General features: G+C 49.3%; 13 protein-coding genes. 4 read left to right on the plus strand and 9 right to left on the minus strand.

What is annotated here, in order from left to right; translation table 11 throughout:
• Window positions 1–2: 2 nt before the first annotated feature.
• From MHI45_RS03915 to MHI45_RS03925, 3 genes are all read right to left on the minus strand, one after another.
• Window positions 3–866, minus strand: coding sequence for an ABC transporter permease (locus MHI45_RS03915; RefSeq protein ID WP_144024255.1), 864 nt, complete (start codon window positions 864–866; stop codon window positions 3–5).
• Window positions 867–1091: 225 nt separating this feature from the next.
• A complete protein-coding gene (locus MHI45_RS03920; RefSeq protein WP_341118904.1) occupies window positions 1092–4097 on the minus strand; it encodes a glycosyl hydrolase in 3006 nt (1001 codons plus the stop codon).
• Window positions 4098–4240: 143 nt separating this feature from the next.
• A complete protein-coding gene (locus MHI45_RS03925; protein WP_341118905.1) occupies window positions 4241–6511 on the minus strand; it encodes a hypothetical protein in 2271 nt (756 codons plus the stop codon).
• A 195-nt stretch (window positions 6512–6706) separates the two neighbouring features.
• Between MHI45_RS03925 and MHI45_RS03930 the strand changes: the two genes are divergently transcribed.
• Window positions 6707–6919: a hypothetical protein gene (locus MHI45_RS03930; RefSeq protein ID WP_076109421.1), complete on the plus strand. Its 213-nt coding sequence runs from the start codon at window positions 6707–6709 to the stop codon at window positions 6917–6919.
• A 228-nt stretch (window positions 6920–7147) separates the two neighbouring features.
• Here the strand turns inward: MHI45_RS03930 and MHI45_RS03935 are convergent, their stop codons facing one another.
• Entirely contained in the window at window positions 7148–7399 is a 252-nt protein-coding gene (locus MHI45_RS03935) for a YolD-like family protein (protein ID WP_038593259.1), read from the minus strand.
• Between the two features lie 524 nt (window positions 7400–7923).
• Between MHI45_RS03935 and MHI45_RS03940 the strand changes: the two genes are divergently transcribed.
• Window positions 7924–8727: a hypothetical protein gene (locus MHI45_RS03940; protein ID WP_076109420.1), complete on the plus strand. Its 804-nt coding sequence runs from the start codon at window positions 7924–7926 to the stop codon at window positions 8725–8727.
• 92 nt (window positions 8728–8819) lie between these two features.
• Here the strand turns inward: MHI45_RS03940 and MHI45_RS03945 are convergent, their stop codons facing one another.
• From MHI45_RS03945 to MHI45_RS03960, 4 genes are all read right to left on the minus strand, one after another.
• The gene (locus MHI45_RS03945; RefSeq protein ID WP_076109419.1) at window positions 8820–9425 is read right to left on the minus strand and encodes a sensor histidine kinase; all 606 of its coding nucleotides are present in this window, start codon (window positions 9423–9425) and stop codon (window positions 8820–8822) included.
• Between the two features lie 149 nt (window positions 9426–9574).
• Window positions 9575–10861, minus strand: a complete 1287-nt coding sequence (locus MHI45_RS03950; RefSeq protein ID WP_076109418.1) for a cellulase-like family protein — start codon at window positions 10859–10861, stop codon at window positions 9575–9577.
• A gap of 168 nt (window positions 10862–11029) precedes the next feature.
• The gene (locus MHI45_RS03955; RefSeq protein ID WP_341118906.1) at window positions 11030–12982 is read right to left on the minus strand and encodes a glycoside hydrolase family 2 protein; all 1953 of its coding nucleotides are present in this window, start codon (window positions 12980–12982) and stop codon (window positions 11030–11032) included.
• A gap of 33 nt (window positions 12983–13015) precedes the next feature.
• Window positions 13016–16396 (minus strand): tetratricopeptide repeat protein, encoded by a 3381-nt coding sequence (locus tag MHI45_RS03960; RefSeq protein ID WP_076110035.1) that lies wholly within the window; start codon window positions 16394–16396, stop codon window positions 13016–13018.
• Window positions 16397–16523: 127 nt separating this feature from the next.
• Between MHI45_RS03960 and MHI45_RS03965 the strand changes: the two genes are divergently transcribed.
• Window positions 16524–17420 carry an AraC family transcriptional regulator gene (locus tag MHI45_RS03965; RefSeq protein ID WP_076110036.1) on the plus strand — a complete coding sequence of 299 codons (897 nt, stop codon included), beginning with the start codon at window positions 16524–16526 and terminating at the stop codon, window positions 17418–17420.
• A 63-nt stretch (window positions 17421–17483) separates the two neighbouring features.
• Here MHI45_RS03965 and MHI45_RS03970 read toward each other — a convergent pair whose 3' ends face one another.
• Window positions 17484–18314: a helix-turn-helix domain-containing protein gene (locus tag MHI45_RS03970; RefSeq protein WP_341118907.1), complete on the minus strand. Its 831-nt coding sequence runs from the start codon at window positions 18312–18314 to the stop codon at window positions 17484–17486.
• 122 nt (window positions 18315–18436) lie between these two features.
• Between MHI45_RS03970 and MHI45_RS03975 the strand changes: the two genes are divergently transcribed.
• On the plus strand, window positions 18437–20773 hold the full coding sequence (locus tag MHI45_RS03975; RefSeq protein WP_076110038.1) for a beta-galactosidase: 2337 nt from the start codon (window positions 18437–18439) through the stop codon (window positions 20771–20773).
• Window positions 20774–20951 lie beyond the last annotated feature (178 nt).

The raw sequence follows: 20951 nt of genomic DNA on the forward strand, positions 1-20951 counted from the left end.
GCTTACCATAGGCTTGAGCCCATTTTTCTGGCCGCTTTGTTGGCGATAGCCAGCAAGCTGACGCTGACAACCGCTTTGAACAAGCCTGCTGCCGCCGCATAAGAGAAACGGCTGTTCAGAATCCCCATGCGGTAGACATAAGTGTCGATAACATCCGATACATCCCGCAGGATCGGATTGGTAGCCAGAATCAGAATGTCCTCAAAACCGGCATTCAGAATGTTGCCCACTGCCAGAATCATAAAGATGATAATAACCGGCCGGATGCAGGGCAACGTGATCAGCCTAATTTGCTGGAAGCGGCCCGCCCCGTCAATGGAAGCGGCTTCATACAAATGCGGGTCAATACCGGCAATGGCTGCCAGATAGACAATCGCCGCAAAACCGATTTCTTTCCACACCCCCGTTCCAACGAGTATGCCCCAGAAGTATTCCGGCACTGACAGAAAGCTGATCGGCTCTGAGGTAAGATCCAGGCTCATCAGCAGCATGTTTACGCTTCCATTATCCGTCGAAAGCATCGACCCTACGAACCCGCCGACTATGACCCAGGAGAGAAAATGCGGCAAATAGCTGACAGTCTGAATGATCCGCTTGAACGCCATCCTCCGCACCTCATTCAGCATCAGCGCCAGCAGGATGGGTGCCGGGAATCCGAAGCACAGCTTCAGCAGACTGATGACAATCGTGTTGCGCATCACCGTCCAGAAGTCGGGCGAATTGAAGAATGCTTCAAAGTGCTTCAGCCCGACCCAAGGACTTTGAAAAAAACCGCCGAACAGCTGATAATCCTGAAAGGCCATCAACACCCCATACATCGGCAGATAGCTGAACACGAAGATAAAGATCATTGCCGGTACAACCATCAGCTGAAGATCCCACTGCCTGATCCATCTGGACCAGGAAGAAACAGAATTCCCTTTCTTGTAAGGTAAGGCCCTTGGTTCGATTTCCACATTTGTCATCCTTCCTGTGTCTTTGCTTTACACCTTAATCTTATGTCGCACAGGAAGGACGTACCAGTACCGTGGTCAACGAAAAATGTGGTCTGGCAATGATGACAATCAGCAGCTTGTATGCGGACCAATCATCTATTCCTCTTCCTCCGGCAGCTTGATGGCCTTCACGTTGTCAATATACAACGTACCACTGCCTTGGGTTCCGCTGCCCTGGGCCACATAGAAAGCAAATTCCTTGATAGAGCCCAGGTCAATCACACCGTTGCCGCTGGTAGCCCACCCCGGTTTGGCAAAACCGGTAAATGGAAGAGTGACCAGCACCGGTGCAGTACCCTGGATCTTGAAGCTGGTTTCCCACACTTCACCGTTCGTCTCATGGAACTGGACAGCCAGCTGACGGTTCGAGCCATCCGGCTGCAGCCAGAAGGATATTGCTTCCATCCCCGGCCATTCCTTGCCCATGCTGCGGTAGACCCCCGCGTAACCGGGATTCCCAATCGTATAATCCAGCTTCAGGCCGTAGGTTCCGCTGTTCGTATGGTAGGTGTCGAGTGTTACCGTCGCTGCGTTGCCTGAGACGTTGCGCTGCCATTTCGCACGCAGACTGCTGTTCGAACCGCCGTAATCCTCGAAATCATCAATCACATAGCTGTCCACCGGCGGAGGAACAAACGGACCGTTTCCGGTTTCACCGTTGTTTAATGCGCGGGGATGGCTGTAAAGTGATTGAATGCCGCTGAGAGAATTTTTATCGGTCAAATATCCGGACCAGGTCATGAAATATACGTATCGCGGCTGTTTCTCCTGCAGCATCTCCATATCCGGCAGCTCCCCGTTCTCCCCGATTGCAATGGGTCTGCCGCCGCTCAGCTGCACCAGCTTGTTGTAATACGTATCACGGTAATCGTTGTTGTAAATATCCATCGCCAGCACATCCACCTCATCATGTCCGGGATAATAAGGGGCGGAATCATAGGCCCAGGAGCTTTCCGCATTCGGGCTCCACACCCAGATTAAATTGTCCAGCCCATGCAGATTGGTGAAACGGTCGTACATATTGTGCCACAGCTGCCGGAACAGCTCGGGACGCGCCCCCCACCAGAAGAATTCAGCGTTCATCTCGTGATAAGGCCGCCACAGCACCGGGACCCCTTCATCCCTTAGCTGCTGCAGATAACAGGCTACTTCGTCCATTTGTGCCGCCCACTGATCATACAAGGCTGTACCGGGAGTTACGATATCCGTCATCTGGGCAACCGTAACATCGCCCGTGACACTTTCCCAGCCAGCCGTTGGCGCATCCATCGGCCTAGGCTCATGATAGGTCAGCGTCACCATGGCTCCCGATTCGCTTTTCACAATGGCCTCGTCGATCATCGCCTGGCGCAATGCGCTGAAGTCCCCGCCGGTGTAATAGGCGAAATCCGAACCCCACAATGCCGGGTAATATCCGGTCAGCTCTGCTGCCGTGTCATACCACAGGCTGGGTTGTTCGTAGTAATTATGCTGCCCCGTATAAACGGCATTGCCCACCGTGGCGTACAGCCGGTCCAGCAGCTCCACTGCCTCTTCCGAAGCATTCGGATTCACCGGATACATCTTTTCTGTGGTCACCTGGAGCGCACTAGCAGCTGACACCGCAGTACCTTCGCTGACCGCCTTCACCTCGACGTCATACAAACCTTCCGGCGACAAGCCCTCCAATTTGTATGCATACAGTGCTTGACCGGGAACATACGGCACCGTTACATTTTGCCACTCGGTATCAGCTGCTTTTTTATACGAAATCTTGTAAGACTTTACGCCAAAAGGACCTGAAGAAGCTTCCCATTCCAGATTGGCGGATACACCATCCTTACCGGTCACTGAGAATCCCGCGGGTGCCCCGGGTGCAAGCTCCAGCGGAAGCTGCGGAAGTTTGCCGATAACAACCTGATCAAGGAACAGCTCCGCACCAGTAGTGTTACTCACTGCAAACCGCATGGACTGGGCTTCTGCGCCGGTGAGTACCTGCTGCTCCAGCCGTTTCCAGCCTAAAGACGCCTCCGCTGGCAGCGGGTGCGTAATTGTGTCATTGTCCTGATAGACTGCAAGACTTACTGTAGCCGGCGGGACTGCCGCCTCAGCTGAAGATCTGCTCCAGTACGAAACCAGATAAGAGGCATCGCCTTCGGCAGCCATCTCAGCGGTCTTAATTCCTGATTGGTTCAGGAGCTTCAGCGCATACCCTCCCGAGTACGTGTCATAAGTTACCGTCTGCACGGTCCCCGTGGTTTCCCAAGGTTCTGTACTTCCGCTCTCGAAACCGCTATTAGAGACAAGGTTTGTCCCCGGAGTTGCTTCGAGTCCCATCACCGCATCTGAAATGTTGCCTGCCGCATCCTTGGAGCGCAGCATAATGGCGTAAACTGAAAATGGATCCAGCTGACTTAGCGTATAAGTGTGCATTGTGACTGTCTCCTGATGGGGTACGGTCACTGTGCTCCAGTCCGGCGCGTCTGTTTTTTTGTACGACAGCTGGTAGGATGCTACGCCCATATCATCCGTTGATCCCGCCCAAGTCAGCTTCAACGCTTCCGGCTCATGCTCGGCCTGCCAGACACCAGGCGTTGTCGGCCGTTCGATATCCACATTTTCACGAATGACTGCATCGTCAATATAGTAATCCTTGCTGGTGCTGTTCCAAAACGATAGACGGACATGCTGATCCCCGGGAGCGGGGGTATACAGCAGCTGACGGTATTCCCAACTCGTCGAACCCGAGAACTGAAGACTTTGTTTGCCCTGCTGCGTGCCGAATGAATCCATATCAATTACAGCATGGGTCACTCCTGTTCCGGCGAATTTGACCCATAAACCGACACGATAGGTTTTGCCTTGCTGCACCGCCACAGACGCCGAGGCTCCCCCAGTATTCCGTTTCACCTGAAGACTTTTATCCCCTCCATGCTTTTCACTGGCAGTCACTACAGGGCTACCCCACTTCTCCCACCCGACATCACCTGACTCAAAACCCGGATTACCGAGCAGATTCTCTCCTGCCGCACGCGATGGAGCAGGAAACACAGCGATCGATGCAATAAACAGAGCGACGGCCAGCCAACCATGGAACCATTTTTTGCCCGTTTGTGCAACCACTTTGTTCAGGCCTCCATTTGAAAAAGCCGGTTTATATTCGATGTTGGCATCGTCCGGCCCCTTCAATGTAAGCGTTACCATTTAACTGAACAAGAAGCATTTGCAACGAAAAGTTTGTTTTAGCAACGACTAATTTGAAAAGGTCACCCCTGCTGCTGTTTATCCCTGTCCGTAACTGCCGATATACGAAAAGCTCCGTTGCCGCAGGAGACGGCGAGCACCTGTCCACCTGCGCAATCGACAGCAATCCCCTTCCAGCGTGGGGCACCAAAAGATAGATTTTCCCACTCCTCCCAGGACAAACCTCCATCCCGGCTGCAGACGACCCGGGCCTCCGTTCCGGTACGAACCATCGGCTCACAGGCCAGAATCAGCAGGTCTTTGCCGGAGTTTCCCTTCCCCACAGCAATCGCCGAAACATTGAACCGTTCTCCCTCCCCGGCCGGGAACAGCTTGCTCCAGCTTTGCCCGTTATCTTCGCTGCGCCATAACCCTTCCGAAATAAATCCCGCATACAGGGTGCCTGCATGAGTGGGCGAAAACGCCACTGCATTTAATACAGAGGACGGGCTGCTGTACTGAAAAGGAAGTCCTGTACCGATGGATTGCCAAGTGTCCCCGCTATCCTCCGACCTCCAGATTCCCTCCGTCCATTCCCCGAGCATAAGATGTCCTGCCTGATTGTAATCTGTGTCCAGCAGTTGATTGGCTCCACAGGCATTTTTGACCTGATAGACAACCACTGACAGCAGCTCGGCTTCAATCCACTTCTTCTGATGCGGCAAAGTTGCTAGATGCGACGGAGGACGGAATGACGTCTGTTCCCAGGATTCTCCCCCATCTCTGGAGCGGTAGATTCCAGCTCCGGCGGCCATCTCACCGTCCACATAAGCATAAAAAGTTCCTGGGTTGCCCCTATCTTCCCGCAATGCCTGGACGAACAGCCCCGGACCAAGGGAAAGTACGGCTGCCGCGCTGTCACCTCCGTCACGGCTCCGTGCAATGCAGGCCGTTCGCCCATGCCTGACAAGCCCGTACAGATAATGCTTGGAGTCTGTTCCGGACATGACGGCAGCAGTACTGCCTGAGTAGCCATCCAGTCCCGGTAAATTGCGGAAGGTCTGCCCGCCATCCTCCGTGATCTTGGGCGGATGGTCTGCCATCGTGACGCAGAACTTCCCCGGCTGCACCGTGTCAGCGATCACCGCTTCCATGCAGGTCGTTTCCAGCCCCCGGAAATGATTCGCCCGCCAGCTCTTCCCCCCATCCTCGCTGATTGCAACTCCATACCAGTTGCATAGATAGAGGCGGTCCTTGCTGAAGCGGTCAACGATGATTTTGGAGATCGCCCAGCCTGTTGCCGCCGCCCGGGATCCTCCGCTGAAATGGTCCATATACGCCGGAAAGCCGCTCAGGTCTTCATCGGAATGAGGATGGAGCAGTTGCCAATGTCCACCCCCGTCACAGGAAACATACAGTGGAATCGGTGGACACTCCTTCATATGCGGCCGCAGATCCGGGGCCGTGTACCACCTTTCCGTGTGATGGCAGTCCTGCACAACGGTCCCGTATCTCTGTCTGCCAGGCAGCAGACCTTCTTCCGTGGAAGCCCAAGTCCTGCCGCCATCGGTGCTGCTCCGGATTCCGCCCCAGATCGTAGCCGCCAGCAGATGCTGGTCATCAAGACTGTCGAATGACAGCTCGGCAAAGCTGGCCCCTTCCTGCAGCAGCTCCCAGGATTCTCCCAGATCAGAGCTGACATACAGCTTGCCTGACCTGCCCCGGGGCTGATCCTGAAGCAGACCCAATACGCCGCCTTCGCCAACTTCAACATAATCCATGTTCAAATCGTCATCGCTTATTGTTCCGGCATACAAGACACCGGGAACAGACGGGTGAAACGCAACGCAGCCAAACCGTTCCTCTGGAAGCCCCGTGCGTCTCCAGGTCTCGCCTTCATCCCGGCTGATCCAGAAGCCGCCGGTATACCCTCCGGCAGCGATTATGTCCGGGTGATGAGGGTCTGCTGCGATCACCTCACCGTACATCCTGGTGGGACCATTTCCATAGAATCCCATACCCGTGCAGACTTCCCGCCAGCTGTGCCCGCCATCAGCAGATTTATGGACCGATCCGTAGAACTTCCGGCTCCTGACCTCCCCGGAGCAGCGAAACAGCACCTCCGGGTGATGCGGACTGATCGCAAAGCTCTGCACCTGATGGTGATACGCCTTCGTCAGCCCGCCATTCAGCGTTTCCCATGTCTCCCCGCCATCAGAGCTGCGGAAAACACCCGCCACATCGCAGCGGGCATATACAATCCCGCTTATGGCCGGGTGCTGAATAAGCCCCGTGATATATCCGCCTCCACCCAGTGAAGCCGGAGTCCAGACATGCGCAATATTTTTATTCATAATGCTTAATACCTCCTCTACATCTCTTCAAGCTTACACCCGGGCTTCAGTTACGGGCATCCCTGCGAACAACGATTTGTGCCGCTGGGCAAGGAAGATACTTTCATCAAAAAGTTATAAAACTACCCATTCACACAAACAGAAATGATAGTCATTGCATCTCTTATACTATCCAACCGGAAAGAGGTGTTAACTATGACGGAACGTGCAAGAATTCGCAGGGCCATTGCTGCACTGCGTGCGCAAAGAGCCATTCTGCGTGAACAGCTGGAAGAAATTAATGAGAATCTACGCAGAGTGCCTAATCCCAGCCGGGCCAGACGGGAACTTTTGGCAGCGAGAGTAGCCATCAGAGAAGCATTGCGTTTAAATGCCATCGCCATTCGGCTTTTGCGCAGTGTGCTGTAACCGGATTATGCTAAAGCTAGTGCAGTAGCAGGCATCCTCCGAACTAGATTATCGAGCATCCTTTGGGATGCTCTTTTTTGTAGGCAGATCCTATATATCCGAAAAAAAAGAGCACCGGGACTCTCCCCGAATGCTCTTTTCTCTGTTGCCAAGACGGCTTAAGCACGGCTTTCCTGCTCTTCCGGCTGTAGCCGGAGTGCCAGTTCTGGAAATCTATCTTCGCATGCTTTAATCTCTTGGATAATCCATTGCCATTATATCCATAAAAGGCACCTTGACCAGCTCTTCCTTACAGCTGAGATGCACCTTGCCCGTACGCGAGTCCATGCCGACAATCTGCCCCCGGACCTGATCTTCCTTGCCCCAAACCGTCAATAGCACTTCAGAGGCCTCTTGCATCGCTTCCGTCAGTTGATTGCCGATTTCCTCCAGCACAAATTCATCTCTTGTCGGCCGTTTGGCCACCTTCGCTTTTGCCACACTATTCCTCCGTTAAAATAAGACTGTTTCCATGTGTTATTCCATATAAAGTGAATGTCATTTTTACTCGCTCATGGATGTTATCGAGTTAATTATAGCAATTACACTTAAGCGGTGAAAAGAGCGTAGTGATTATGTTCCTCCAACTGAACTTCAGCTGTTTCGCATAAGGAGCTATTCTAACAACTACTCTACGTAGCTTAACATTTCCTGCAGGTCTGAACAAGGTAATCGTGATTTACTCCTTCTGCTGTAGAGAGTAGTTCAGGCCCTGATTAAACAGATTCAACGCCTGGGTATCCGCACTGGATTTGTACGATCCCTCCATTGCTGCTCGATTTTACTCTGCTGTGTGATTTTGCCAGATTGATCTTGTTACAGAATTTCAACTATTTGGCCGATGCTCATTTATTGTAAGGTTCTTCCCTTTTGTCCAATCCATATAATTAAATTTATTGCCAAATTTACCTTATAGTTGTATGTTTAGTGTTGTTATATATTTTCTATATTTTGGGAGGTATACAATGAAAAGGATTTTATTGGTTTTACTTTTAATCGTATGTTTTGCATCAACTGCATCAGTAGCGTCTGCAGAAGATACTGGAGATGGATTCCGATCAGCAATTACGCAAAAAGATTTTCAAGAAACTGTCGTTGGTGGCCAGGCAAAACTAAAAATACCGAGTGCTTCAAATCTCAACCCAATAAAAGACAAAATACTTGCTGAATATTTCATTACAATTAATTCAAAAAACGGAGTTACCTTTGATGGAGGAGTGATCTACGATGGTGATGAATGGGAGTTAGTTATATTCGGACATAGTGGATGGTGGCCAAAATCTCTACCTAATATCACCGGAAAAACGGTAGATCTCAAATTTGGAGGGGAAGTAGATAATAGAGGGGAATATATCGTAAAACTAACATTAACCGTGGATGGAACTAATTACAGTATTTCCCTCGACAAAAACTCAATAGCTGGTGATGCGCCACTCGGATGGCTGGCAGAAAATCCATATTATGCTGGACTAAATACCGTTGGGTATGAATTAAACCTAGTTCCCAAAGCCGAATATGCCTCAACCTTTTATCATAAATTAACAAACACTAACAGTACCAAAAGAGCATATTTTTACGGCGCAGAATTTTCAATTGCTGTTCCAATTAAAAAAGCTGGCGGAACATTAGATTTGAGTAAGTTTTCCTGGATTCATAAGAAGAATAGCGACGATGCTCAGTATACCCAACCACTAGTTGATCAAATAGTTTATGATACTTATAATCAAACATATTTATATACAACTATGGACTTCAATTATATCCCTTAATAGGTAAGTTGACCCGTCAGGTTAATGTCTGACGGGTTATTTTGTGTAGTCTCTAAATTTCCAATCGTCCTATCACAAAATTGGCGCCGAATTTAAGCTTTAAGCCTATCACTCTTTAGAGGAATACGCACATACACACAAGTACCCTGTTTGGAAATACTCTCGAATTTCAATCCGTATGTTGTACCATAGGCAAACTTTAACCTCTCATCAATGTTGCGGACGCCGTACCCTCCACCTTTTCGTTTTCTGTTGTCCCCTTTGAAGATGGCACCCAGTTCTTCAGAATCCATACCAATACCATCGTCTAACAGCTGAATAATAAGATCTTCCTGCTCGGCCCAGGCTCTCACCCGTATAATCCCTGCTTCAGGCTCCTTTTCCATAATGCCGTGTAGAATTGCATTTTCCACAAGGGGCTGCAGAATAATCTTTGGCATTTCGCAGGTATACCATTCGCGGGTTACTTCAAGCTCAAGTCTGATCCCGCCTCCAAAACGTATATTCTGTATGCTTGTATAGGCTTCAATATGTTGAAGCTCGTCTGCCGATGCCGCTGAATTGGTTGCCTCTGGTTCTGACATTTCACTAGCCGAGTTATTCGTATTGTTGTTGTTGCCACCACATCCGGAAAGAGAGAGCACGAACATTAAAGCGATTACAAGAGAGAAAACTGTGTTTTTCTTTAACCTTTTCACTTTGAAACCTCCCTTTATATTCTTAATTCTCCTTACAATTTAATTCTAGTGATTCCTGCGTGGGGAGGGTACCAGTCAAAGTTACGATAGACTTAGAATTCCTAACATTACACAGTCAGTTTGAATAGTAAACCTTTCTCTTCTACTTATTATTCCGCTTCAAGAATAAACCGGTTCCATTTCTGCTGCCATGCGATATCGTCCCAGAACGGATGATGCGGAGCACAGTTGGAGCATAACGTCATTCCCCAGAAGCCAAGTGACTTCCCTTTTCGCAGTGCATACTCGGCAATGAATTTCCCGACAGGACCTTCCTCGAAACCAGTATGCAGCGGCGTGTAGCCGACATAACCCTCACCGATAACGACTGGAATTCCTGAATGACGTACCCAGTCATGAATTTCCTCAAAGCGGAAATCGATCTTCTGCAGCATAGCCAGCTTGTGGGCACCGTAACGATCATATAAATATAGGTCCCATTGATCAGGATCAGCCCAGTCATGCAAGTATATGAGCTTCATCCCGACCGGGTTGCCCTCCATTCTCCATTCCTGCCCTTCCGGCAGCGTCCACTCCTCAAATGGAGGCGCATCCTCTCTTAATAAAGACTGGACAAAGGTGTTAGGAAATGACATTCGCTCATCATTTAACCCTGCCGCATCCATGAGTTCATTCAATACGCCCTTTATATAGAGATGATAGTGAGCAACCTGCATATTGCGGGCAACATAAGCCTTCGGATAAGCTTCGTTTAGCGTGTAGCTGGCCGTCATCAGTATATCGGGATGCTGCTTCCGGAGATAATCAATCGCTTCCTCTATATAAGGCTGCATGGCTTCAACCTGCTTAGGCGTATCTGTTTCCCCGATACCCTGTTCAACGCCCACTGCGGTAAGCTGGCCGAATTCCACCTCATTATGAAGCTCGGCATAAACGATTTGACTGGCTAACCCTTCATGCTTAATATACCGGATGAGCTGATCCATAGACCTGGCAATTGACATAAAACGTTCCTTAGGAGCAATGGAGGCCAGTTCGTCGCGCAGAGCGGGATAGGCCAGGAAGCTGGGGCTTTGCTGATATTCCCATGAAGACAGCATAATATAACACCCATGCGCTTTGGCCTGTCTGAACAACTCCAGCAAATGGGCATGTCCGTCCAGCTCAGCTCCGCCGCGGCAGTTGTACCATCGAGTCCGCTGCCCCACTTCCCCCAGGCTGCCAAAATGTAGCGGCCCCGGCCGCTTGCCTTCCGCAGTGAACAATAAGAAAGGCATCGCACAGATCCGAATTGTATTGTATCCTCGATCCACCGCTTCCTTAAATCTTGCTGCAAGATCACTGTAAGGCTCTCCAGGCAAAGTCATCGTATACCAGGAGAAATCCCACATCGTGATGGTCAGTTTGCGCGGCAAATTGTTATGTACTGAATTCATTTTTATCACTCCTTAGCGTTTGATTACCGGGAGAACAAGCAAAGAAAGAATACTGTGACAAATGAGCAGCAGGATATTGCACTCGGGAGCGTTGTCACATTATAAGAGTATTGTTGCCCTAGCAAACTACCCGGCGGATCTTCGCGATCACCGGGTAGTTTGCTAGATTTATTTGTTCAATTCCTGTTCAAGTACACTGAATCCATTCGGACGATAGATGACAAGCACTTGTTCCGGCAGAGGATGTACTGATACAGTGATGTTCATTGTCAGAATATCTCCCGGTTGCATCTCAGGAATTACTTGCTGGACTACCCTTTCATCTGCCGAAGACACAGTTAAGTAGTAGTCTTGTACGGCATAGCTGGGAATATCATTCCGGCATTTCAGTGTTACCTCAAGCTCACCTTCGTGCCACACAGGTGCTCCCGCCAGCAAGAGCGGTGAAGAAATCTCACGCAAGGCTGCAAATGAAGGCTTCACCCGGTTATAGATATCCAGCGAACCATGTACCCGCTGTTTCAATTTCCCTTCACCGTCTTCTCCCATTTGCGTACGGTAATCATTTAAGCTGAAGAAGATTAACGCTGCGAACTGAGGATATTGACGGTAAATTTCTGTTTTCCCCAAAAGTATCTCGGTTCGTCTAGGATCTCCTCCCTCATAAATTGGCTCGCAGAGTCCGTACTCTGCCACAACAATGGGCTTATCCGGATAATCGGAAATAATCTTCTTAATCACCTCATGCTCGTCCAAATCACCATGCCATGTTCCGATATAATCATTCCACATTAATAAGTCCCCTGCTCCGGTAGCATCAGTGCCCGGCTGGAAGTGAATCGTGTTGCTTACATAGTTGACGAGCCGGCTTGAGTCCAGTTGCAGAATCTCCTGCTTCAGCTGCTCCATGTACCGAAGTGTGATCTCCGATTGGCCATTCAGTTCATTTCCCATACCCCAGGCAAATATACAAGGGTGGTGCGAATGATCCGCAATCATCTCCTTCGCTTGTGATAACGCTAATGTAAAAGTGTTCTGATCCGGCTCATCAGGCTGCTGCCAATGCGGGATCTCTTCCTGCACCAGAATCCCGTTACGGTCACACCAATCCAACAGCTCGCTGCCTTGCTGCCAGTGGAAACGTGTGATCACACAGTTGGCTTCCTTTAGCCTCTCAAGCATTGCAATAAGGTCTTCCTGCTTCTCGGCCAATCCTGTCACCGGATTAGAACCTGGCATCCATTCTACTCCCATCAGGCGGACAGGCTCACGGTTTAACCAAAGCTCACGCCCCTTAACCAGGATCTCACGGAAACCAAAATTCACAGCCACCCGGTCTTTAATCTGCTCTTTCTCCCGAAGCGTGAGCTCAAGCCGATACAAATGCGGATGATCAAAGTGCCATAGATCCACCGGAGATAACTGAACATCAGTAAGCTGCCAGGTCATCGTTTGGGGAGGTAAAGGCCGTACCTCATACCAGATTCTCTCTCCATCTTTAAATATCCCGATCTCCACAGTCGCAGCAGCGGATGGTTCACACAGATATACTTCTGCATTTACCTTTCCAGTAGCCTTATTATCACCTTGTCCGAATTGGACTTCCGGGCTGACTTTTATGTGTTTAATTGCTGTTTGCCCGGTTACTATGAGCTTTACGGGCCGGATTATCCCGCCGTCATCCGCCCAATCAAAGCTATTCCCTAGAGGAAGCGCCTGATCACTATTCGAATTATTCACTTTTACCGTAATCCGGTTCTCCACGCCACACTGAATATTTGCTGTCAGGTCTATTTCAAATGCGGTATAACCCGAATTGAAGTGCGAACCGGATTGATGTCCATTAACCCAGATCACTGCATCGCGATATATAGCTTCAAAGTGTATACGGATCCGGCAGCTCTGCCATTCCTCCGGAATACTAAGGGTATACTCATACCACCCGGTTCCCCGGTAATCCTCCAGACCTTCCTGCACATTCCATGTGTGCGGAACGGTAACGTTCAAGGGAGCAGGCAAGCCTATGGCTTGCCACTCACCTTGTTCCCCCAAATTTGCAGCGTCCGGTTGAAATCTCCAGCCTTCGTCCATACTCACCACTTGACGCCCGTTAGTAAGCAAAATATTCAGTCCTCCTCCTTGTTCGAAATCTCCCTAATTCGCCGTACTGCTGCTTAATCGTCTATGAACCATCGCCCCTTGATGATTAGGTTCCATTTCCAGAGCTAATTCAAGTTCGGTTCCTGCTTCTTCGTCGCGGCCTAGCCCCAGAAGTCCCAGGCCTCTCATGTACCGGCAATGGATGACATTGCGCCGGTTCAGGTCATCCTCGAATACTAGGAAGTCCGGCAAGGATACGGCAAAGTAATCGATTTTGATATCGTCAAAAATATGCTTCTCGGCATAATCAATCAGTTTATTGAATCGGCGCTTGGCTTCCTTCTCATTATGGAGCTTCAACCAGGCCAGCCCTTGATAGAAAATCAGCTCCGGCGGCTGGTCATTATAGAACATCGCATTTGTCGGCTCAGCCAGTCCCCGTGTAGCTATCGTGTAGCTGGCGACGGCTTCTTCTTCCTGCTGAAGACCTTCGTAGGCCATGCCCAGATAATAATAGATATTATTCTCCTGGGCTCCTTCCAGCTTACCTTCACCCAGATTTAGCGGATAGACCAGCGCTTGGTGTAAATACTGAGTTGCTGCTTCATAGTGCCCCTCTTGCAGCGCTTGCTTACCTAACTCGGTATGGGCAAACTTATATTGTCCGGTCACTTTCCCCTCTCCACCTTCCCACGGATGGAAATTACGCTGAGACAGGGCAGCAATAGCGTCTTGATAACGTCCAAGATTGTTCAGCAGGGTTACATATTCCACATACAGATCGTCCCGCTTCTCAACCAGCCCTCGCCGTTCTTCAAGGATATGAAGGCGCTCCTCCGTGGACCATGCCAGCTTCTTGCGCAATTGATCCAGTTCAAACAGGATACGCACATCCTCCGGTGCACAGGCAAACGCCTGCTCCAGCGAGGCTAACGCCGCTTGCGGATTGTTCTGCTTATTGTAATAGGCCAGACCCAAGTTGCGGTGTACCGTCGGATAATCGTCACGCAGCCTGCGTGACTGCTCCCAGCTTGCAATGGCCTCAACCGGCCGTTTCTTGTCATAATAGAGATTCCCGAGATAGTAATGGGCCATTTCGTCCTCCGGATTTGCATGAACTGCGCTTGTCAGCAGCTCAATTTCAAACAGGGTGTTCGGGAAGCAATACGCCGGATTAGCCAATTGTCCTTTGCGACGGGCGGCCTGAGCTTGTTCATGTTGTCCTGTATGCTCATATAATGTACCTAGGGCATAGTGCAGCATCGGATAGAAAGAATCTTCCTGACTCAATCTTTCCCCTACGGCAATGGCTTCTTCGTAAAGACCGCAGTTCATATAATCCGCGATGACATTAAGATAGTTGTGAGCATCATTTCTCATCAGAAGCTGCAGTTCAGACAGAATGCCTTGCGCAGCGAGACTATCTCCCAAGCTTATATGGGCCAGCGCCAGCTCATTAAAAGCTCCGAAATCAGCGACATCCAATTCGAGCGTTTCAAGCGCATATCTCTTGGCATTATCAACTTGACCAAGCTTACGCAGCATAGCTGTTTTAAGATTCCGCGCTTTGTAATTACGTGAGTTGCGGATGAGCGAGCGCTCAACCTGCTCCAGTGCCTCGGCATACTGGCCTTTAAGGCTGGAAATTTGAGCAAGAGAGAAGTATCCTGCATCCTGCCAGGCTGCCGACCATACCGCTTTGTGAAAAGCAGTAAATGCTTCATCGAACCGCTTCTGCCCACGGAGCGCCACTCCCAACTGATAATATGCCTCGCTGTCATACGGGTTAGGATTACGCCAGGTCAGACGCTCGATCGCTTTGCGGAAATACTTCTCGCTATCGGTATATAATCCACGGCGAAGCAGCAAGGTTCCATAAGCTACATTAAGCCGGATATCGCCGTTGTCCCGCTTCAACCCTTCCAGATAGTAGGCTTCGGGCTCAAATGTAGCATGCCGGTATTGCTCCAGATGCAGGCCAGCCAGATATAGTTCCTCCGTCGAACGCAGCTCTTCAGGCGTTGCTAGTGGTTTAGCAGCTTCCGGAACCCTCTCAATATCCGGCCGTTTCGGTTGATAGGAGATCAGCAGTCTGCCTTCTGCATTCCGGACAGACAGCTTCAAATCAGACTCCTGCTCCCTGCTATTTAGCGTTACAACAGTCTGGTATACCTCCACCGGGGACAAATCAACTGTGTCCTGCAGATACCTGCCTGCTGCTCCGCTTAACTCCACGACTGCATGTTCAAGTACATATGTCGCATACACCTTGATCACGGCCTGCCCTGCTTCAGCATCAACCTCCAGATTGATGGCTGCTTCAATTGATGCATTTTTGACGACACCAATGTTTTTGTAAGGCATGAAATACTGGGTGAATGTCTTCTCCTCATAGGGCTGCAGCCAGGTAAAGTCAGGCTGATTGTCTGTGTACACTCCAGTCATGAGTTCAATGTAAGGGCCATCTTCATCTGTCAATTGACGATCCCACGCCTGGCCAAACTCTCCGTTCCCCCAGGTCCATTGTTTCTTGCCGGGAGAGATATGATGATTCGCCATATGCAGCAAACCGGCTTCTACGCCGTGATCATATCCGCCGACGAAATTATAATCGGATTTATAGGCCATATATGAGGTTGGAACCGGGAGGTTCTTGTAGCGGGAAATATCTACGCCTTCCGAATAATCCTGTTTGTAATAGGTTCCGGTAGCGATAGGAAAACGGGAAACATCGCGCTTACCATGGTCAAATACAGCAGTTACGTCCGGAGGAAACACGGATTGCGTATGGTCATTAACCGCTACCGCCGGATTTGCCCACCACAGGAAAGTCTGCGACTCAGGTGTCCGGTTGTACAATTGAGCGTTGATTTCCAAGTAAGCCTTGCCCGGATAGAGCTTGAATGCGGCAGTTACTTTCGTGCCGTACATCCGGTCAATCTCGCTCACCCATACTGTAGCGCTGCCATTGTCGGTTGCTTCGAATTTGTATTCGACCGGACCAAACGTATTCGGACGGTGATGCTGCGGCCAGTTAAATTCAATCCCTCCGGAGATCCAAGGGCCGGCAAGACCAACCAGCGCAGGTTTAATTACGCGGTTATAATAGACGAAATCGTAATTGTTCGTCTTGTCGAGCGCGCGATAGATTCTGCCCCCGATTTCTGGCATGATCTCAATACGGATATATTCATTCTCCAGAATAACCAACTTGTAGTTCTTATCATGCTTCACATCCGAGATGCTCTCGATCACCGGATGCGGATACACACGGCCGGAGCTTCCTTGGTAGACTCTTTTCTCAAGAAACATAGGATTAGGGTCTGCTTCACCTGCATCATATGTTGGAATCAACATACTTGTTTCCCATACTTTTACTTGGTCAGATCCAGTTGAAGCCGCCTGCCGAGTATGGTCTATAGCTTCATTCTTCATCTTTAAACTGCCTCCCTAGTCTTGATAGTTATACTTTATCTTCTGACAGGGAAGGTTCCAATTGACGAAATGCGGAAAGTGATGGATTATATTCTTATTCATAGTTTTCATTTAAGAGGTGACAGGAATGAGTCCTGACCATATTCGCAAGCCTGAAGGGTTTGTCGAGGAGAAGTTATACGTGCTCCCGGAATACTGGATGAAGGAACTGGAACAGGAGGAACTGACTTCTTCTTTGTTTATTACAGACATTGGCTATTTCCCTAATGCTAAGTATCATTTCAGGGAACGCCTGGAAGGCAGTTCGTCGCATATATTCATCTTTTGCGAAGCAGGAGAGGGCTGGATTGAGCTGAACCATGGAGAACGAATGAACCTGCAGCAGGGAGACATGATGATTATTCCTCCCGAAATCGCACACCGTTATGGGGCAATGCAGGAGAGACCCTGGAGCATATACTGGTTTCATTTCAAAGGCAACCACGCGAATAGATTGGTGAAGCTGTTTGGATTGTCTAACGCTCCAACCTCTTTATCACCAAGCGGCAAAGCCCGTTTAATTGAATGGTTCGTACCTGCCTTTGAAATGCTGGCCGAGCGGACATATGCCTTGACTACCCATGTACATGTGGCCCAGACCACAAGACAGCTGCTCTCTGGAATCGGCTTAAATGCAGGGAAATCGACACAGGGGAAGAAACGCGAATCTTATTTGGAGCAGGCGATTCAATACATGAATGGACATATGGGCAGCTCCATTTCTCTTATCGAACTGGCTAATCATGTCGGGGTATCCAAACAGCATCTGATCTATTTATTTAATTCCGAAACTGGAGTCTCCCCAATCGAATATTTCTTGCGGCTCAAAATTCAGCGAGCAGGTCATCTGCTTGATCTTACCGAGATGAGCATTAAGGAGATCAGCTCTGCAGTGGGCATTAGTGATCCCTACTATTTCTCCCGGCTCTTCAAGAAGATTTCGGGTTGCTCCCCCTCCGGTTACCGGAAAATCCCGAAAGGCTAAAATTCACATAACCTAATTGTCTACGTCCAAAAGTGAGCGCCGTGGTTCTGCAAGAAATATGTACTAATTCCGATTTTGTTGTCTGTATTTCACAGGAGTTATTCCGAAATGCGAACGAAACATGCGTGTAAGGTGGTCGCTGCTCTCATAGCCTACATCCTCTGAAATTTCACTGACTTGCTGTTTGGTATACAGTAAGAGCTCTGCTGCCTTCTCCAAACGAAGCTTACTGAGTGTATTTCCAATCGTATCACCAACCTGCTCTTTGAACAGATGGGACAAGCGTGAGCGGGACAGGCAACTAATTCTCGCCAGGTCTTCCAGTGTGGGCTTCTCACGGAAGGATTGCCGAAAATACTCCATAACCTCTATGATACGGGGATCCATCTGATGCTGCTCTTCCGAACAGTCGGCGCACAAGAGCAACAATGCCTGCTCCAGAGCATTCAGCGCAAGTCTTCGGCTGAGCTCCCTTCCGCTGTGTTCACCATAATGCAGCATCCGTCCCATGGCTTCCGGGAAAGCTTGATCCTTAGGGGAAGAATGAGCAGGCAGATGAACAAACCGGCCGGCTTGTCCCGGCAAGCGAAGCCAACTGCTCCATTCCGGATTGGGGATGAAATGCACCCAAGTGAAAGACCACTCTTCACTGCTGACTCCATAGTGATGAGGAATTCCCGGAAGCAGAATGACAACTTCACCTTCGTGACACTTCATAGTCTTCTGGTTGATTACAATTTCCCCGCTGCCGGAGTGGGTATACATCAGCAGCCAATCGATGCTCCCCGATGGCCTGTGAATATAATATGGACTTTGTTCCGTGTAATGTCCGGACACGAGAATCCCATAAGGGCGAAATTCTTCTATAGCATAATCCGTCGGTTTTTTAGCCATATCCGCACTTCCTCCTCATCAAATAATACGGTTAAATAAAGACATAACGAATTATAGTCCTCTTGTTCACACAAGAGAATATACCGAAAACCACCCATGACATCAAGGAGGAAGAAACAGGTATGAACACTATCCGCCAAACCGTATCCTATACGCTTGATACCCCAGACAAGCAGATTACTCCCGGAAAATTGTCGAACCAAGGAGGCAGTAATCCGGCTGGGAAATCCTTCGGCTTCACGAATTATTACATGACGCAGAACGGACTTCCTTATATCCCAGTCGTCGGTGAATTCCATTTTTCCCGGTTCTCCTATCTACAATGGGAAGAAGAATTGCTGAAGATGAAAGCGGGCGGCGTACATATCGTTGCCACCTATGTATTCTGGAATTTCCATGAAGAGGAAGAGGGCAAGTTCAATTGGTCTGAGAACCGCAACCTTAGACATTTTGTAGATCTTTGCTCCAAAATTGATTTCCCGCTGATTCTAAGAATTGGTCCCTTCTGCCATGGTGAGGTGCGTAATGGAGGGATCCCTGACTGGGTATTTCATTCTCCTATCCAAATCCGTTCCAACGATCCTGCATATCTCGCATTAGCTACCCGTCTCTACCGGCAAATTGCCAGACAAATTAAAGGCCTTTATTTTCAAGAGGGCGGTCCTGTCATTGCCGTTCAACTCGATAATGAGTTCATGCACTGCGGAGCACCTTTTGACTCCTGGGGTTATAAGGGCGGCGTTTACTTGTCATCGGGAACTGGTGGCAGAGAGCATCTGAGCGAACTCAAACGGATTGCACTGGAAAGCGGAATTTCTCCGTTTCTATTCACCGTTACCGCCTGGGGCGGTGCAGCAGTTCCTGAGGAGGGTGCGCTTCCCATGCTTGCAGGTTACGCCTACACTCCATGGATTCCCAATCAGCCGCCAAGCAGAGAATTCATCTATCAGGATCTTCACCTTACCCCAGTGGAATCTATGGATTTCGAAACGACGGATTACCCGGTTGCTTATTGTGAGATGGCGGGGGGGATGCAAGTAAGCTACACTGCGCGTCCTTATGTACCTGAGGCAAGCATTGAAGCGATGACTCTAGTGAAGTTGGCCAGTGGCAGCAATATGCTGGGCTATTATATGTATCATGGCGGCTCTAATCCCGTCGGCAAACATTCCTATATGAATGAAACTTCCCTGCCCAAGATCACTTATGACTATCAGTCGCCGCTTGGCGAATTCGGACGAGTGGGTAATTCATATCATCGTATCCGCACGCTCTCTCTCTTTCTTGAAGCCTTTGGAGAACTCCTTGCTCCTATGGGTACGGTTATTCCAGAAGGTCAAAATGAACTTCATCCGACAGATACCTCTTCTCTCCGCTGGTGTTTGCGGCAAAAAAACGGCTCTGGTTTTGTGTTTCTGAATAACTTTCAGGATCATGTAGAAATGCCTAATAGGGATCTGCGTATTGAGTTGCTTACCAAACAGGGACCCGTTAATTTCCCTCACAGCGGCACCTTCAATCTGGGAAATGGCCTGGGGGTAACCCTTCCCTTCAATCTCAACCTGGACGGGCTGCGGCTGGTCAGCGCTACAACCCAATTGCTTACCAGCCTGAAGGATGGAGTTCATACCACCATTGTTTTGTTTGCGCATGAAGGAATGAAAGCAGAGATCATTCTTCACGCTGAGGAGATTCTGAGCATCGATTCAGGCGAGGGATCTGCGGAGCTTAACGGAGATCGATGGATCATTGCCCCTGCGGTCGGTAAAAGCAATCAAGTAAATATCACCATGAAGGATGGAAGAACCTTTACCCTCCTCACCTTAAACCGCAAGGAAGCCCTCGGCACCTATCGCTTCTCCCTCTGGGGACAAGAAAGGATAGTCATTGCAGGCAACGGAAACGAGGGGATGCATTTATTTACTCACTCGGGCCAATTGATATGCATTTCCCCGGATGTAGCAGAATTTACTGCCTCTATCTATCCGGCTCCGTATTTTCAGATGTCACTCAGTATTGGTTCAATTGACTCAGCAGAACAGGACGGTGTGTTCCTCACTTACTTTATCAGAGTTGAGGGTTACACACCTCAGATGGATGTGACTTTTACATCTGAACGGGCAGCACTGCTAAATATTGATTCAGAGTGGCCTGAGCAGGTAGACAATGTGTCGCTCCAAATTAGTTATGATGGAGACGTGGCGAACGCATTCCTGTCAGGTCGCTTGCTTACCGATCATATTCATTATGGTCATCCGTGGAATATTGGACTTAAGGAATTCAAAGATGAGCTGGAGAAACAAGAACTGCATCTGACCATTTTCCCGCTTCGCAAAGGTACTACGCACAGCTATGTGAATCAGGCATTTATTGAAGTATTTAATGGTGTTGAAATTGCGGAGTTCCATAGTATTCAGGCAATTCCTCATTATAAAACAGCTATGTTCCCGCAAGTATAATGATTTAAGTTTGTGCCGGACTGCAAGAACAGGGTATTCCAAGCTAGTGTTCTCAGCTTGAGAATACCCTCTTTATATTTCTGACATTTTGCCATTAAGATTAATCGTCGCCGAACGCCTCCCTATTACAACTGCATTCTTCAGCCGTATTAATGAATCGTGGAGCAGATAAGTCTAG

Source organism: Paenibacillus sp. FSL H3-0321 (assembly GCF_038002865.1).
Taxonomy (GTDB): Bacteria; Bacillota; Bacilli; order Paenibacillales; family Paenibacillaceae; genus Paenibacillus_AQ.

What these genes read in the sequence shown, in the direction of transcription:
- MHI45_RS03975 (WP_076110038.1), top strand. Translation starts at nt 18,437, where the DNA reads ATGAACACTATCCGCCAAACCGTATCCTATACGCTTGATACCCCAGAC.
- MHI45_RS03915 (WP_144024255.1), bottom strand. Translation starts at nt 866, where the DNA reads ATGGTTGTACCGGCAATGATCTTTATCTTCGTGTTCAGCTATCTGCCG.
- MHI45_RS03960 (WP_076110035.1), bottom strand. Translation starts at nt 16,396, where the DNA reads ATGAAGAATGAAGCTATAGACCATACTCGGCAGGCGGCTTCAACTGGA.
- MHI45_RS03950 (WP_076109418.1), bottom strand. Translation starts at nt 10,861, where the DNA reads ATGAATTCAGTACATAACAATTTGCCGCGCAAACTGACCATCACGATG.
- MHI45_RS03965 (WP_076110036.1), top strand. Translation starts at nt 16,524, where the DNA reads ATGAGTCCTGACCATATTCGCAAGCCTGAAGGGTTTGTCGAGGAGAAG.
- MHI45_RS03930 (WP_076109421.1), top strand. Translation starts at nt 6,707, where the DNA reads ATGACGGAACGTGCAAGAATTCGCAGGGCCATTGCTGCACTGCGTGCG.
- MHI45_RS03940 (WP_076109420.1), top strand. Translation starts at nt 7,924, where the DNA reads ATGAAAAGGATTTTATTGGTTTTACTTTTAATCGTATGTTTTGCATCA.
- MHI45_RS03925 (WP_341118905.1), bottom strand. Translation starts at nt 6,511, where the DNA reads ATGAATAAAAATATTGCGCATGTCTGGACTCCGGCTTCACTGGGTGGA.
- MHI45_RS03970 (WP_341118907.1), bottom strand. Translation starts at nt 18,314, where the DNA reads ATGGCTAAAAAACCGACGGATTATGCTATAGAAGAATTTCGCCCTTAT.